Raw genomic sequence first — 12,854 nt, forward strand, 5'->3', positions numbered from 1 at the left:
CAATGCGGACATGGCGGATTGTTGCCGGGTTGTGGCGGCTTGTGGGGGTGGCGGGTTTCACCCACCCTGCGGGGATGAGGACGATTCTGCAGAAGGCGCTGGGGGAGCTTCCGCCCGGTTTCGGGCGGCTGCCGGGGGTGGCGCCGATGGATCTGGCGCGCTGGCTGGTGGTGGATGACGCCTATGGGGCGCAGATGGCGGAGCGCGAGCGGCTGTTGCGCGAGCGGCGGGCCGAGGTGGTGGCGCTGGAGCCGGGGCGCGAGGCGCTGGCGGGCGAGGCGCTGGAGATGGTGCTGGCGCATCTTGCGGAGCGGGCGGCGTGGCGGCCGGAGGGCGGCGCGGTGCTCTGCCCCGATGACCGCCGGGTGGAGATCGACCGGGCCGATCCGCTGGGCACGCTGGGGCGGCTGGTGGCGGAGGACATCTGCCTGCTGGAGCCGCGCGAGGGGGCGCAGGTGCTGGTGGGGGCGGTGCTGTGCTTTCCGTCGCGCTGGGTGCTGGCGGAGAAGATGGGGCGGGCGATGCTGCGCATTCACGCCCCGGTGCCGGGATATGGCGCGGATCTGAACGCGCGGGTGGAGCGGATGATGGGGGCGCTGCGCCCCGGCGTGGGGCTGTGGCGGGCGAACGGGCATTTTCACTCGGACCCGACGCTGTTCTTGCCGCGCAGCGAGGTGGCGGAGAAGGAATGGGAAGCGGAGGCGCGGTATTTTCGGAGCGAGCGGCAGGGGTTGCTGCGGATGCCGGAAAGCGGGGCGACGTTGTTTTCGATCCATACGACGGTGGTGGCGGCGGGGGCTCTGACGCCGGAGCAGAGGGATATGGTGGGCGGTTAGGGGCGCGCGGCTTGGGGGGGCGTCTGGAGGGGGTGGGCGGCCGGGGTGGCGGGACAAGTCCCGCCCTACGGGGTGGTAGATGTTGCCGGTTCGGGTTCGGATGGTGGTGAGGGGTGTGACGGCGCTGTTCCGGTGGGGGCGTTGGACGCGGGACGTAAGCGGGGGTGGCGGGACAAGTCCCGCCCTACGGGACGGCAGATGGTGCCGGGTGGGATGCTGATGGTGGCGGGGGTCGTGTTGGTACTGTCGCGGTGAGCGGCCGGGGGTCGGGACGGGGTCCGCCCCGGGGGTCAGAAGATGCCGCCGAGGAGGGTGCCGATGCCGGTGGGCTGGGTGTCGGGGGTGAGGGCGTTGTCGCGGGCGACGAAGTTGGTCGGCTCGTAGGCGCTCTGGCTGGTGAAGATCGACATCTCGTCGCCCATCAGCAGGGGCATCAGGTCGAGGTAGCCGAGGCTGGAGTCGGCGCCGGTGAGGACGGCGCCGAAGATCACCACGGTCGCGAGCATGCCGTAGGCGTAGTAGGGCAGCGGCTTGGCGAGGTGGATGGCCGCCATGACGAGGGCGGCGATCGGGTGAACCATGGCGGTGGCGGCCACGGCGAGCCAGGGCATGAACTTCTGAAGGCCCGGCGAGGTGGCGGCGCTCTGCCAGCCGGGGATGCCGGCGCCGAAGAGGAAGCCGACGAGCTGCATGTTCTTTACGTTTCCGTCCGAGCGGCGCTTTTCGCGGTCGAGCCGCTCGCGGGAGGCCTCGCGCAGGGCGTCGATGCCGCCGGGGGCGGCGAGGGCCGCGCCGCCGCCACCACCCAGGCCGTTGAGCGCGGGGGTGCCGGTGCTGGCACTCGTGCTGACGCGGGCGAGGGAGGTGCTGTCGGGGGTGGAGAAGAAATCATCGACCGCGTTGCCGGTCTTGCCGCCGGTGGGCAGGGGGCCGGCGGGGGCGGTTTCCGGGCGGGCGTCTGCCAGGCCCTCGGGGTTGTGCGCTCCATCGGGCTGAAGCTGGAACACGCCGTCGCGCTCGCGCAGGGTCAGCTCGATGTGGCCCTGGGGGTGCTCGGGCGAGGGGGGCTTCATCGCGACCGCGATGACCTCGCCGGGGGAGGCGCCGAACTGCGCGCCGTCCCCGAGGATGCGGCCGGTTTCGCGGCAGTGGTCGATGAAGGCATAGGCGCGGTCGAGCAGGTAGGGCAGGCGGGCCGGGGCCTCGCGGAAGATCAGCGGGCGGCCGAGCACCTCTTCGGCGTGATCGAGGCGGAAGCCGATGACCTGCGTGCCCTCGGCCACGCGGCCCGAGGAGAAGGGCCGGGGGTGGCAGAAGAGCGGCAGCGGAAACAGCACGTCGGCCATGGCGAGAAAGCGCTCGGGCGAGAACAGCTGGTCGGACTGGCCCCAGTGGATCGCCAGAGGCTCGGCCTCCATGGCGAGGTGGCTGGCGGCGATCTGGACGAGGGCGAGCAGGGTTTCGAAGCTGTCCTGGCTGCCGGCCTCGAAGCCCTTGGCCTCGGCCACCACGGCGATGAAGGCGCCGTGGGCGGCGACCTCGGCGGGCGCGTCCAGTCCGGTGAGGCGGGTGTAGTCGGAGGCCATGGCGGCGGTGAGACGGCTCTGGGTGAGCTTCTTGCCGGCCATGGCGAGGGTGAGGGTGAGGCCCTCGGCTTGCAGCTTGGCGCCCTGTCCGGGCTTCAGCGTGGTGGTTTTCAGCGCGATGCCTGAGGGGGCCATGATGGCGTTGACGCTTTGCGCCACGGCCTCGAAATCCACCTCCGGCGGGGCGGGGTAGAGGAGGGCGGCGTCGATCCGGCTCGGAAGGGGCATGTGTTTTGCCTCTTTTTGTTCACTGCTTGGGGCGGGTGATGGCAGGGCAATCTGGCCTTAGTTGGGCGCGCCGGGGGCAGGGACGCGGCCGGGACGGGCAGCATTACGCGCGCGCGGCCTCGTGGAAGGCGATGAGCCCCTCGACCCATGCGGTAAATCGGGCGGGGCCGGAGGCTTTGTCTTTGAGGTGCACGGCGCAGCCTTTGTGGGCGGTGAGCGCGGCCTCGGCAATGGCGAGGCGTTCGGCCATCGGGCTGCCTGCGCCCATGATGACGGCGTCGATCGGGTGGGCGGCGATGGCGGCCTCGGCCTCGGCCTGTGTGGTGGCCGGGTGGCACCGGGCGCGGGGCGCGAGGGCGGCGCAGGTTTGGGCGATCACGTCGGGGCGGGAGCCGACGAGGAGAAGGTGGAGCATGGGCGGGCCTCGCGGGGTTGGGTGCCGCGAGGGTGCCATGGCGGGGGCGGGGAGGCCAGTGCCGGTTCAGATGCCCTGTTCGATGCTGTCCTGAAGGGCGTCCTGCACGGGAGGTACGGCGGCGTCTTGGCTGGTGTCGGGGATGACCAGCGACAGGATGATGGCGGAGAGGCCTGCGAGGGTGATCGGCGTGGCGATGACCTGCTTGATGAAGGGCGGCAGGTGCTGGGTGGCGTCGGGCACGAGGGTGACGCCGAGGCCGAGGCCGAAGCTGACGGCCATGATATAGACCTTGCGGCGGTCGATCTCCTGTGTGGCGAGGATGCGGATGCCGGCGACGGCGATGGTGCCGAAGAGCACGAGGGTCGCGCCGCCGAGCACCGGCTTGGGCACCAGCAGGAAGATCTGGCCGATGACCGGGAAGAAGCCCAGCACCACGAGGATGCCGGCGATGTAGAGGCCGACGTGGCGGGAGGCGACGCCAGTCATCTGGATGACGCCGTTGTTCTGCGAAAACGTGGTGTTGGGGAAGGTGTTGAAGATTGCGGCCAGTCCCGAGTTGATGCCATCGGCAAGGATTCCGCCCTTGATCCGCTTCATGTAGAGCGGGCCCTTCACCGGCTGCCCGGCGATGACCGAATTGGCGGTGAGGTCGCCCGAGGTTTCGATTGCCGTGACCAGGAAGACGAAGGCGATGGGGATGAAGAGGCCGAGGTCGAAGTCGATCCCGTATTTGAAGGGCTGGGGGATGGCGACCCAGTCGCCCTGACCGGCGGTGGAGAAATCGACTTGTCCGAGCGCGGCGGCGACCACGGTGCCCGCGACGATGCCGATCATGATGGCCGAGATCCGCAGCATCGGCTTGCCGATGAAGGTCATGGTGAGGATGGCGATGACAACGACTGCGCCCATGGCGAGGTTGACCGGGGCGCCGAGGTTTTCGCCCGCGCGCGCGCCGCCTGCGAAGTCGGTGAAGCCGACCTTCACCAGCGACAGGCCGATCACGGTGATGATGATGCCGGTAACGGTGGGGGTGATGATGCGGCCGAGCTTGTCGATGAATTGGGAGAGCACGATTTCGACGAGGCAGCCCGCGAGGCAGAGGCCGAAGATCATCGCCAGCATGTTCTCTGGCGTGCCGCCCTCGTTTTTCACCGCGAAGCCCGCTGCCAGCACCGGGCCGAGGAAGGCAAAGGAGGTGCCCTGCACCGAGAGCAGGCCGGAGCCGACGGGGCCGATGGTGCGGCATTGGATGAAGGTGCAGATGCCGGAGATGAAGAGCGACATGGCGATGAGGTAGGGGATCAGGGGCCCGAGCCCGAGCACCCCGCCGATGACCAGCGTGGGCGTGACGATGCCAACGATGGAGGCGAGGATATGCTGGAAGGCCGCGAGGGCGGCGGGTGCGGGGGCTGGCGTGTCTTCCAGCCCGTAGATGAGTGCGGTTTGCTCTGACATTGGCGGTGCCCCCTTGTGGCCGGTCCCCGGCGGGCTGCGGCCCTCCCCATGGCGCGCCCGTCAGGATCAGGGTGCGACCGGCGGGGGCATTGGGCCAAAGGGATTGGCCGGGGGCGGGGCGTTTTGGCGGGTTTTCGGGGGGAATCGCGCCGTGGCGGGGCGGGTTTGCCCGTTTTTGAGGCCGAAGTTGGAGAATTGGGGGGCTGGGGCTCCCCCGGCCTATGCGGGGGCGGCGGGGGCGGATTGGTGGGTTTCACCCACCCTACGGAGCGATCAGCAAAAAGGGGCGCTCCGAAGAGCGCCCCTTTGGTGTCTCACTGTCCCTGCCGCGATCAGCAGCTGTAGTACATCTTGTACTCGATCGGGTGCGGGGTGTGCTCGTAGGCGTAGATCTCTTCCCACTTGAGGTCCATGTAGCCCTCGATCTGGTCCTTGGTGAAGACGTCGCCGGCGGTGAGGAAGTCCATGTCGGCTTCCAGCTCGGAGAGCGCCTCGCGCAGGGAGGAGCAGACGGTGGGGATGCCGGCGAGCTCTTCGGGCGGCAGGTCGTAGAGATCCTTGTCCATGGCTTCGCCCGGGTGGATCTTGTTCTTGATCCCGTCGAGGCCGGCCATCAGCAGGGCCGAGAAGCAGAGGTAGGGGTTGGACGAGGGATCGGGGAAGCGGGCTTCGACGCGCTTGGCTTTCGGCGACTCGGCCCATGGGATACGAATGCAGCCCGAGCGGTTGGAGGCCGAGTAGGCGCGCAGAACCGGGGCTTCGAAGCCGGGGATCAGGCGCTTGTAGCTGTTGGTCGAGGGGTTGGTGAAGGCGTTCAGCGCCTTGGCGTGCTTCAGGATGCCGCCGATGTAGAACAGGGCCTCATCGGAGAGATCGGCGTATTTGTCGCCCGCGAAGAGCGGCTTGCCGTCCTTCCAGATCGACATGTTCACGTGCATCCCGGTGCCGTTGTCGCCCGCGATGGGCTTGGGCATGAAGGTGGCCGATTTGCCGTAGGCGTTGGCCACGTTGTGGATGACGTACTTGTACTTCTGGAGCTCGTCGGCCTGCTTGGTGAGGCTGTCGAAGATCAGGCCAAGCTCGTGCTGGCACGAGGCCACCTCGTGGTGGTGCTTGTCGACCTTCATGCCCATGCGCTTCATGGTCGAAAGCATCTCGGAGCGCAGGTCCTGCGCGTCGTCGATCGGGTTCACGGGGAAGTAGCCGCCCTTGATGCCGGGACGGTGGCCCATGTTGCCCATGTCGAACTCGGCGTCGGAGTTCCAGGCGGCGTCGCCCGCATCGACCTGGTAGCTCACCTTGTTCATCTCGACGGAAAAGCGCACGTCGTCGAACAGGAAGAACTCGGCCTCGGGGCCCATGTAGGCGGTGTCGCCGATGCCGGAGGACTTGAGGTAGGCCTCGGCCTGCTGGGCGGTGCCGCGGGGGTCGCGGTTGTAGGCTTCGCCAGTGTCGGGCTCGACCACGGAGCAGTGGATGCAGAGGGTTTTCTCGGCATAGAACGGGTCCATGTAGGCCGAGGAGCCATCGGGCATCAGCTTCATGTCGGACTTGTCGATCGACTTCCAGCCGGCAATGGAGGAGCCGTCGAACATGAAGCCCTCGTCGAGGAAGTCCTCGTCGACCTGATCGGACATGACCGTGACGTGCTGCAGCTTGCCGCGCGGGTCGGTGAAGCGGATGTCGACATACTCGACGTCTTCATCCTTGATTGTCTTGAGAACGTCCTTGTTGCTCATGATGACTTCTCTTTCTCCTTGCTGAAAGTTTCTCGGGCGAGGGGGGAAGCGCGCTCAGAGCGCTTCTTCACCATCTTCGCCGGTGCGGATACGGATGGCCTGTTCGACCGTGGAGACAAAGATCTTGCCGTCCCCGATCTTGTCGGTCTTGGCGGCCGTCATGATCGCCTCGACCGCGGCGTCGAGCTGATCGTCAGCCAACACCACCTCGATTTTTACCTTTGGCAGGAAATCGACGACATATTCGGCACCGCGATAAAGCTCGGTGTGGCCCTTCTGGCGACCGAAGCCCTTTACCTCGATGACCGAGAGCCCTTGTACGCCGATTTCCTGAAGGGCCTCCTTCACGTCATCCAGCTTGAAGGGTTTGATGATCGCCTCGATCTTCTTCATGGCAGGCCGACTCCCTTGATGTCCATTCCGCTAGGGGTGAGAACACTTTACGCAAGTGGCGGCAACGGGGCCGCAGCACGGGCAGGTTTGCGTCTCGGGGGAATTCTCGGGTGTGATGAAAAAATATGCAAGTCGCTATTTGGATGGGCGGTTTGCGAAGATTTCGGGCGGAGGGGCGCATGGAGCTTCTGACTTCTGCACAAATGCGCGGCATCGAGGCGGCGGCGATGGAAGCCGGCGAGGCGACCGGGCTTGCGCTGATGGAGCGGGCCGGGCGCGGGGTGGTTGCGGCGGTGTTCGAGGCATGGCCGGAGCTGGGCAGCGCGGCGCATCGGGCGCTGGTGCTTTGCGGGCCGGGCAACAACGGCGGCGATGGCTACGTGATCGCGCGGGTGCTGGAGGGCCTGGGCTGGGCGGTGGACGTGCTGCACTGGGGCGATCCGGGCGCCTTGCCGGGCGATGCGGCGCGGATGCGGGCGCTTTGGGGCGGCGAGAGTGCCGAGATGGGCGCGGCGGCAGTGTCGGGCTGTGCGCGGCCTGATCTGATTGTGGATGCGGTCTTTGGCACCGGGCTGACGCGGCCACTGCCCGAGCCGGTGGCCGAGGCGCTGGATGTGAAGCGGGCGGACGGCTGGAAACAGCGGCATCTGATCCGGCGGGTGGCGGTGGATGGCCCGAGCGGGCTGAACCTTGATGACGGGATGATCCCGCTGGCGGAGGGCGAGGAGATGCCGCGCCATCTCATCATGGCGCAGCTGACGGTGACGTTTCATGCCGCCAAGTTGGGGCATTACCTGGGTCACGGGCCGTCGCTCTGCGGGGCGGTGAAGGTGGTGGACATCGGGCTGCGGGACCGCGAGCGCGCGATGATCATGCTGCCGCCCGATCGCGAGCGGGTGCGTTTGGTGGTGCCGGAGTTTCTGGGGCGGCCCGAGCCGGCGCGGATCTGGCCGCTGAAGCTGACGGGCCGGTATCGGGGCGGGGCGCATAAGTACGAGCATGGCAGCGTGGCGGTCTTTGCCGGGGGCGTGGGCCGGGGCGGCGCGGCGCGGCTGGCGGCGCGGGCGGCGCTGCGGGTGGGGGCCGGGCTGGTGACGGTGATCGCGCCCAAGGCGGCGCTGATCGAGAACGCGGCCCGGCTGGATGCGGTGATGCTGCGCGGGCTGGGCGAGGTTTCGGGGTTCGATGAGGTGGTGGATGCGCGGGTGAGCGGTTTCGTCATCGGGCCGGGGCTGGGCGTGGGGACGCGGACGCGGGAGATCGTGGCGGCGGCCTGTGCGCGGGGCGAGAGCGACCGCGACTGGCGGGCGCCGGTGGTGGTGCTGGATGCGGATGCGCTGACGAGCTTCGAGGGCGATCCTGCGGCGCTGTTCGGCCTGCTGCATGAGCGCTGCATCCTGACGCCCCACGAGGGGGAGTTTGAGCGGCTGTTTCCCGATCTTGGCCCCGGGTCCGGCTCCAAGGTGGAGCGCGCCCGGGCCGCGGCGGCGCGAGCGGGATGCGTCGTTTTGCTGAAGGGGGGCGACACGGTGATTGCCTCGCCTGATGGCGCGGCGAGTGTTCATGCGGCGGCCTAGGGGCGCGAGGTGCCGTGGCTGGCGACGGCGGGGGCGGGCGATGTGCTGGCGGGGCTGATCGCCGGGCTGGCGGCCTCGCCGCTCTCGGCGGAGTTGCACCAGATGGCGGAAGCGGCCGCCTGGCTGCATGTGGAATGCGCGCGGGACTTCGGGCCGGGGCTGATTGCGGAGGATTTGCCGGAGGTGCTGCCGCGGGTGCTGGCGCGGCTGGAGGCTGGATAGGGGATGGAATCCTCGGGCTTGACCCGGGGATCTCGTGGCGGGAGGTCCTCGGGTCGAGCCCGAGGATGACGGTGCTTGGATGACGGCCCGAGGATTACGGTGCTTGGATGACGGCGGTTCTAGGCGGCCTGTGCGGCTTCATCGGGCTCAAAGGCGCATTCGAGCATACCGATATAGAGGATTTCGGGGGCGTCGAAGGCCAGCGTCACCATCTCCATGCCCTTCAGGCGGGGCGTGCGGGTGATGTAGCCATTGTCGACCAGCGAGACCGCGGGGGCCAGGGCGACCGGGCTGCCGAAGAGCAGCTTGGCGCGCCAGTCGCGCAGCAGCAGCTTTTGCGCCGGGCTCACGTGCACGAGGTCGGAAGGGCGCCCGTTGCCGAGCGCGTGGGGGGCGAGGGCGATGGGCACGGCCTCGCAGCGGAAGCGGGTGAGGCCCGCCAGCCGGACCATGCCGGAGGTGCGCGACACGATGCGCGCGCCGGGCTCCAGCTCGCCAAGGCGACGCTCGCCCTCGGCGGTGAGAATGCGGGCCGAAGCGGATATGCCCGCCGGCCCGAGATCGGGAGTGAACACCTGCGCTGCCCGACGCAGATCTCCCATCGTCATGTCAGACATGGGGACGCTCTTTTTGAAACTGCCTCGTTTTTCTTTCACGCTAGCGTAAACAAAGGGTTTAAGGCCAGAAAATTCCGACCCGGGCCGGTGCTTACTTTTGGGCTTACAAACCCCGCGCCCCACTGTTAGAAGGGCGCGAAATTTCGGGGCGCCTCCGCGGCCCCCGTTCGCGTATGCGGGTGTGGCGGAATTGGTAGACGCACCAGATTTAGGTTCTGGCGCCGCGAGGCGTGGGGGTTCAAGTCCCTCCACCCGCACCATGAAGTGAAAAGGACGAACGAGACGATGCAGGTCAGCGAGACCCTCAAAGAAGGCCTTAAGCGCGGCTACGAGATCACCATTCCGGCCTCCGAGCTGGATGAAAAGGTGAATGGCAAGCTGGAAGAGGCCCGGCCCGAAGTCGAGATGAAGGGCTTCCGCAAGGGCAAGGTGCCGATGGCGCTTCTGAAGAAGCAGTTCGGCCCGCGCCTTCTGGGCGAAGCCATGCAGGAAGCCATCGACGGTGCGATGGCCCAGCACTTCGAAGACAGCGGCGACCGTCCGGCGCTTCAGCCCGAAGTGAAGATGACCAACGACGAGTGGAAAGAGGGCGACGATGTCGTCGTTTCCATGTCCTACGAGGCGCTGCCCGAGATCCCCGAAGTGGATCTCAAGGGCGTGAAGCTCGAGAAGCTGGTCGTGAAGGCCGACGACGCCGCCGTGACCGAGGCGCTGGAAGGGCTGGCCGAGCAGGCCAAGACCTTCGAGACCAAGAAGGGCGCGGCCAAGGATGGCGATCAGGTCGTGATCGACTTCCTCGGCAAGGTCGACGGCGAGGCCTTCGAGGGCGGCGCGGCGGAGGACTTTCCGCTTGTGCTCGGCTCGGGCCAGTTCATCCCCGGCTTCGAAGAGCAGCTCGTGGGCGTGAAGGCCGACGAGGAAAAGAACGTGGAAGTGAGCTTCCCCGAGGAATACCAGGCTGCGCATCTGGCCGGGAAGGCCGCGGTCTTCGAGTGCAAGATCAAAGAGGTGAAGAAGCCCGCCAAGGCCAAGCTCGACGACGAGCTGGCCAAGCAGTTCGGGGCCGATGACCTGGAAGCCCTGAAGGGCCAGATCTCCGAGCGTCTGGAAGCCGAATATGCCGGCGCCTCCCGCGCGGTGATGAAGCGCACCCTGCTCGACGAGCTGGACAAGCTGGTGGATTTCGAACTTCCGCCGAGCCTGCTGGACGCCGAGGCCGGGCAGATCGCGCATCAGCTCTGGCACGAGGAAAATCCCGAGGTCGAGGGCCACGATCACCCCGAGATCGAGACCACCGACGAGCACAAGAAGCTGGCCGCCCGCCGCGTGCGCCTTGGCCTGCTGCTGGCCGAGATGGGCCAGAAGAACAAGATCGAAGTCACCGACGCCGAGATGACCCAGGCGATCATGGGCCAGGCGCGTCAGTATCCGGGCCAGGAGCGCGAGTTCTTCGAGTTCGTGAAGAACAACGCCCAGGTGCAGCAGCAGATGCGCGCGCCGATCTTCGAAGACAAGGTTGTGGATTACATCTTCGAGCTGGCCGAGGTTTCCGAGAAGGAAGTTTCGAAGGACGATCTGAAAGAGGCGGTGGACAAGCTCGAAGACGAGTGAGTTTGCCGGTTATCCGAATTGCGAAGGGCCGCCCGCTTGGGTGGCCCTTTTGCATTGGGGGGTGAGGGATGGATTTTTTCGAGCGGTTGACGGGGTTTGCGGAGCGCGGGCCTCAGGAGGTGCGGCGCGGGCTGGTGGTGGAGGGCGGCGCGCTGCGCTCGGTGGTGAACGGGCGGGTGATGCGGCCCGGTGTGCTCGAGCGGGTGACGAGCGCGGCGCTGGGGCCGGTGCCGGAGCGGGGGGCGAGCCGGTTTGGCCAGGTGGTGGGGGATGCGCAGGCGTTGCATCTGGCGCACCCGGGGGCGCTGTTTCAGGTGGCCTCGCAGTTCAACCTGCTGGAGATGATCGGGCCGGATGTGACGCCGGCCATGGGGATCACCCGCTATGCGGGCGACCCGACGCAGGGACCGGCCTGTGCGATTGCCTGTGCCGCCGGGACGATCTGGCGGAATTACTTTGTGGAGCATGATGGGGTTACGGGCCAGTGCGCGCGGCAGATTGATTGCCTTGCGCCGCTGGGGCGGGCGCTTGGCAATGAGGGCGGCGCGCTTTGGGCGATGCGCAATGGCTATGCGCTGCCCCATCCGGGCGGGTTGGAGGCGGTGCAGGACAAGCTGCGGGGGCGGTTCGATGAGTGGCGCGGGTTGTTGGAGGTGGGTTTGCAGCGCGACACGGAGGTGACGCTGGAGGGCGGCGGGCACGCGGTGCATCAGGTGTACTGCTCGGCGCTGCCGGTGGCCTATGGCGGCGCGGGGGAGTGGCAGCTTTTTGCCCGGCTTGTGCTGGAAGAGGCCTATGAGATCACGCTTGGGCTGGCCGCAAAGCTGGAGGTGCCGGTGTTTCTGACGCTGCTCGGGGGCAGGGCCTTTAGCAACGAGACATGGTGGATCACCGAGGCGATGCGGCGGGCGTTCCGGCTTTATGCCAATGCCGGAGTGGATGTGACCGTGGTCAGCTACCGTGCGCCGAACCGGGAGGTGACGGCGCTGCTGGAAGAGTTCGGCGCGGCGTGAGGCACTGGCGCGGGGCGCGCGGGGGCGCTACACCGGGCTATCCCGCTCGAAATGCGCGCGGGCCGCGGGGAGTGGGCCGATCACACGGGATTATTCGCAGTTTCTGAGCCCCTCGACGGGGGCGGGCAAGACGCCGGGTTCGGTGCTTCAGGGGCTGGGGTGGCGCAATTTCTTTGCCCAGCAGACCGATGCCGACGAGATGGTTGCGACGCCGCCGGTGCGGGTGACGCAGGTGCATCGCAACGGGCTGCACGTGGTGGGCGACGGGATTGACGAGCTGGTGCCGCCGGGGCCTGAGGCGACGGTGGGCGATTGGCTGATGCTGAACCGCGAGGCCCCGGCGCAGAGCCGGGTGCTGGAGCGCACCAGCCTCATCAAGCGCCGCGCGGCGGGGCTTGAGCGGGTGATGCAGATGATTGCGGCCAACTTGGATACGGCCTTCATCGCCACCTCCTGTAACCAGGATTTCAACGTGGCCCGGCTGGAACGCTACATCGCGCTGGCGATGGAGGCGGAGGTGGCGCCGGTGATCGTGCTGACCAAGCCCGACCTTGCGGAAGACCCGGAAAGCTTTGCCGCCGAGGCGCGCAAGATTTCCGACCGGGTGCCGGTGGTGGTTGTGAACGCCAAGGGCGAGGCCGTGGCGGAGGCGCTGGCGGAGTGGTGCAGGCCGGGGCAGACGGTGGCCTTCATGGGCTCGTCGGGGGTGGGAAAATCGACCCTGACCAACGCGCTTTCGAAGGATGAGGCGATCGAGACGCAGGCGATCCGTGAGGCGGATGCGCGGGGGCGGCATACGACCACGCGGCGGCAGCTGCATTTTGTGCCCGGCGGCTGCGCGGTGCTGGACACGCCGGGGATGCGCGAACTTCAGATGACCGATGCGGAGGCGGGGATTGGCGATTTGTTCTCAGATCTGCGCGATCTGGGGGAGGGCTGCAAGTTTCGCGATTGCGCCCATGAGACTGAGCCGGGCTGCGCGGTGCTGGCGGCGCTGGAGCGGGGCGAGATTGATGGGGCGCGGATCAAGCGCTGGAAGAAGCTGGTGGCGGAGGAGAGGTTCAACTCCGAGAGCCTTTCGGAGCGGCGGATGCGCGACAAGAGCTTTGGCAAGATGGTGCGCAAGGTGGTCAAGAACAGCCGCAAGAAGTAGCGCCCC

At 67.6% G+C, this 12,854-nt stretch carries 10 protein-coding genes, 1 tRNA gene and 1 pseudogene; 6 read left to right on the forward strand and 6 right to left on the reverse strand.

Annotation, left to right across the window (positions count from 1 at the left end; translation table 11 throughout):
- Positions 1 to 74 precede the first annotated feature (74 nt).
- A complete protein-coding gene (locus tag GTH22_RS03890) occupies positions 75 to 836 on the forward strand; it encodes a DUF3445 domain-containing protein (RefSeq protein WP_252943332.1) in 762 nt (253 codons plus the stop codon).
- Positions 837 to 1,126: 290 nt separating this feature from the next.
- Here GTH22_RS03890 and GTH22_RS03895 read toward each other — a convergent pair whose 3' ends face one another.
- From GTH22_RS03895 to GTH22_RS03915, 5 genes are all read right to left on the reverse strand, one after another.
- Entirely contained in the window at positions 1,127 to 2,650 is a 1,524-nt protein-coding gene (locus GTH22_RS03895; protein WP_252943337.1) for a hypothetical protein, read from the reverse strand.
- Positions 2,651 to 2,753: 103 nt separating this feature from the next.
- The gene (locus tag GTH22_RS03900; protein ID WP_252943339.1) at positions 2,754 to 3,065 is read right to left on the reverse strand and encodes a hypothetical protein; all 312 of its coding nucleotides are present in this window, start codon (positions 3,063 to 3,065) and stop codon (positions 2,754 to 2,756) included.
- Positions 3,066 to 3,131: 66 nt separating this feature from the next.
- On the reverse strand, positions 3,132 to 4,523 hold the full coding sequence (locus tag GTH22_RS03905) for a nucleobase:cation symporter-2 family protein (RefSeq protein WP_252943341.1): 1,392 nt from the start codon (positions 4,521 to 4,523) through the stop codon (positions 3,132 to 3,134).
- Positions 4,524 to 4,855: 332 nt separating this feature from the next.
- On the reverse strand, positions 4,856 to 6,262 hold the full coding sequence (glnA, locus tag GTH22_RS03910; protein ID WP_252943343.1) for a type I glutamate--ammonia ligase: 1,407 nt from the start codon (positions 6,260 to 6,262) through the stop codon (positions 4,856 to 4,858).
- 54 nt (positions 6,263 to 6,316) lie between these two features.
- Entirely contained in the window at positions 6,317 to 6,655 is a 339-nt protein-coding gene (locus tag GTH22_RS03915) for a P-II family nitrogen regulator (protein WP_252943345.1), read from the reverse strand.
- 203 nt (positions 6,656 to 6,858) lie between these two features.
- Here GTH22_RS03915 and GTH22_RS03920 point away from each other — a divergent pair.
- Positions 6,859 to 8,454, forward strand: a pseudogene (locus GTH22_RS03920) (NAD(P)H-hydrate dehydratase).
- Positions 8,455 to 8,573: 119 nt separating this feature from the next.
- Here the strand turns inward: GTH22_RS03920 and GTH22_RS03925 are convergent.
- Positions 8,574 to 9,071: a Hint domain-containing protein gene (locus GTH22_RS03925; protein ID WP_252943348.1), complete on the reverse strand. Its 498-nt coding sequence runs from the start codon at positions 9,069 to 9,071 to the stop codon at positions 8,574 to 8,576.
- Between the two features lie 175 nt (positions 9,072 to 9,246).
- Between GTH22_RS03925 and GTH22_RS03930 the strand changes: the two genes are divergently transcribed.
- From GTH22_RS03930 to rsgA, 4 genes are all read left to right on the forward strand, one after another.
- Positions 9,247 to 9,331, forward strand: a tRNA-Leu gene (locus tag GTH22_RS03930).
- Positions 9,332 to 9,356: 25 nt separating this feature from the next.
- Complete coding sequence (gene tig / locus GTH22_RS03935) at positions 9,357 to 10,682, forward strand: trigger factor (protein WP_252943350.1); 1,326 nt, start codon at positions 9,357 to 9,359, stop codon at positions 10,680 to 10,682.
- A gap of 68 nt (positions 10,683 to 10,750) precedes the next feature.
- Positions 10,751 to 11,695, forward strand: coding sequence for a hypothetical protein (locus GTH22_RS03940; protein ID WP_252943353.1), 945 nt, complete (start codon positions 10,751 to 10,753; stop codon positions 11,693 to 11,695).
- 142 nt (positions 11,696 to 11,837) lie between these two features.
- Positions 11,838 to 12,848, forward strand: coding sequence for a ribosome small subunit-dependent GTPase A (rsgA, locus tag GTH22_RS03945; protein ID WP_371928313.1), 1,011 nt, complete (start codon positions 11,838 to 11,840; stop codon positions 12,846 to 12,848).
- Positions 12,849 to 12,854 lie beyond the last annotated feature (6 nt).

This window comes from Oceanicola sp. 502str15 (genome assembly GCF_024105635.1).
Lineage (GTDB): Bacteria > Pseudomonadota > Alphaproteobacteria > Rhodobacterales > Rhodobacteraceae > Vannielia.

What these genes read in the sequence shown, in the direction of transcription:
- glnA (WP_252943343.1), bottom strand. Translation starts at nt 6,262, where the DNA reads ATGAGCAACAAGGACGTTCTCAAGACAATCAAGGATGAAGACGTCGAG.
- GTH22_RS03940 (WP_252943353.1), top strand. Translation starts at nt 10,751, where the DNA reads ATGGATTTTTTCGAGCGGTTGACGGGGTTTGCGGAGCGCGGGCCTCAG.
- GTH22_RS03915 (WP_252943345.1), bottom strand. Translation starts at nt 6,655, where the DNA reads ATGAAGAAGATCGAGGCGATCATCAAACCCTTCAAGCTGGATGACGTG.
- GTH22_RS03925 (WP_252943348.1), bottom strand. Translation starts at nt 9,071, where the DNA reads ATGTCTGACATGACGATGGGAGATCTGCGTCGGGCAGCGCAGGTGTTC.
- tig (WP_252943350.1), top strand. Translation starts at nt 9,357, where the DNA reads ATGCAGGTCAGCGAGACCCTCAAAGAAGGCCTTAAGCGCGGCTACGAG.
- GTH22_RS03905 (WP_252943341.1), bottom strand. Translation starts at nt 4,523, where the DNA reads ATGTCAGAGCAAACCGCACTCATCTACGGGCTGGAAGACACGCCAGCC.
- GTH22_RS03895 (WP_252943337.1), bottom strand. Translation starts at nt 2,650, where the DNA reads ATGCCCCTTCCGAGCCGGATCGACGCCGCCCTCCTCTACCCCGCCCCG.
- GTH22_RS03900 (WP_252943339.1), bottom strand. Translation starts at nt 3,065, where the DNA reads ATGCTCCACCTTCTCCTCGTCGGCTCCCGCCCCGACGTGATCGCCCAA.
- GTH22_RS03890 (WP_252943332.1), top strand. Translation starts at nt 75, where the DNA reads ATGAGGACGATTCTGCAGAAGGCGCTGGGGGAGCTTCCGCCCGGTTTC.